2 protein-coding genes are annotated in these 1,576 nt (G+C 68.3%); both read right to left on the bottom strand.

Translation table 11 applies throughout. From position 1 onward, the window contains the following. Positions 1–144: methionine biosynthesis protein MetW (locus AC3XYG_RS18370; RefSeq protein ID WP_489141301.1), on the bottom strand; the 144-nt coding region annotated here is incomplete at its 3' end. Continuing rightward, the gene (gene metX, locus AC3XYG_RS18365; protein WP_489141300.1) at positions 144–1,352 is read right to left on the bottom strand and encodes a homoserine O-acetyltransferase MetX; all 1,209 of its coding nucleotides are present in this window, start codon (positions 1,350–1,352) and stop codon (positions 144–146) included. The genes metX and AC3XYG_RS18370, both read right to left, overlap by 1 nt. Between the last annotated feature and the right edge of the window lie 224 nt (positions 1,353–1,576).

Genomic DNA, 1,576 nt, shown 5'->3' with positions numbered 1-1,576 from the left:
CTTCTCGCGCCAGAGATGGGACAGCAACGCGCCGTCGCCGCAGCCGACATCGAGGACGCGGGTGGCCGGCGCCACCATGCCGGCGATCAGCCGCAGGTCGGGGCGCAGCTCGAGACCGTCGGGCAAGGGCAGGTCGCGCGGCATCAGCGGGAGGCCGCCAGGCGCTGGCCGAGCCCGCGATGCTCGGCCAGGCCTTCGAGGAAGCCGTGCATCACGCGGTGGAACTCCGGCTCGTCGAGCAGGAAGGCGTCATGGCCCTTGTCGCTGGCGATCTCGACGAAGCTGACATTGGCGGCGACGGTGTTGAGGCCGTGGACGATGGCCCGGCTCTCCGCCGTTGGGAACAGCCAGTCCGAGGTGAAGGACACCAGGCAGAACCGCACCGGCGTCGGCCTGCCGCCCGGCCGGAACGCATCCGCCAGCACGCCGCCATGCTCCGCCGCCAGGTCGAAGTAGTCCATGGCGCGGGTGATGTAGAGGTAGGAGTTGGCGTCGAAGCGGTCGACGAAGGTCATGCCCTGGTGGCGCAGATAGCTTTCGACCTGGAAGTCGGCGTCGAAGCTGAAGCCCAGCCGCTGCCGGTCCTGCAGGTTGCGGCCGAACTTGCGGTGCAGCGCCGTCTCGGAGAGGTAGGTGATGTGCGCCGCCATGCGCGCCACCGACAGGCCACGGGTCGGCCGCACGCCGCGGGCGGGATAGTCACCGCCATGCCAGTCCGGGTCGGCCATGATGGCCTGGCGCCCGACCTCGTGGAAGGCGATGTTCTGCGCCGAATGCCGCGCCGCCGTCGCGATCGGCAGCGCCGCGAACACCCGGTCGGGATAGGCCGAGGCCAGTTGCAGCACCTGCATCCCGCCCATCGACCCGCCGATGACGCAGAACAGCTGGTCGATGCCGAGATGGTCGACCAGCAGCATCTGCGCCCGCACCATGTCGCCGATGGTGATCACCGGGAAGGTCAGGCCGAAGGGCCGGCCCGTCTCGGGATCGGTCTCGGCCGGGCCGGTGGTGCCCATGCAGCCGCCCAGCACATTGGCGCAGATGATGAAGTAGCGGTCGGTGTCGATCGGCAGGCCGGGGCCGATCAGCATGCTCCACCAGCCCGGCTTGCCGGTGACCGGGTGCGGCTCGCACACGAACTGGTCGCCGGTCAGCGCGTGGCAGACCAGGATGGCGTTGGAGCGGTCGGCGTTCAGCGTGCCGTAGGTCTGGTAGGCCAGGGTGAACGGGCCGATGGTGGCGCCGCTGTCCAGCGGCATCGGCCGGTCCGCCGCCAGCTGCACCCGCCGGCCGGGCAGATTCGGCCGCGTCGACGAGGCGGCGGAGCTGTGGATGTGAAGCGAGGCGACCATCGGGTGCGGCCAAGGATTTCAGGACGCGATAGCTAGAGTCCGGGGTTCCGGCATGTCAATGCTTCGATGCATAAAACCCAAGATGTTTCCTTTGCTTTCGCACCCTCCCCGTTCTACACCTGATCCCCTTCAGCACGGCAGGTTTCAGCCCCTTTTCAGACGATGCCAGACACTCCCCAAACCCTCGAATCGTTGCGCCTGCAGATCGACGAGATCGACGATGC

The sequence above is a fragment of the Inquilinus sp. genome, assembly GCF_057815775.1.
Note: the sequence above shows the minus strand (reverse complement) of the source record. Positions and strands in the feature narration are given on the sequence as shown.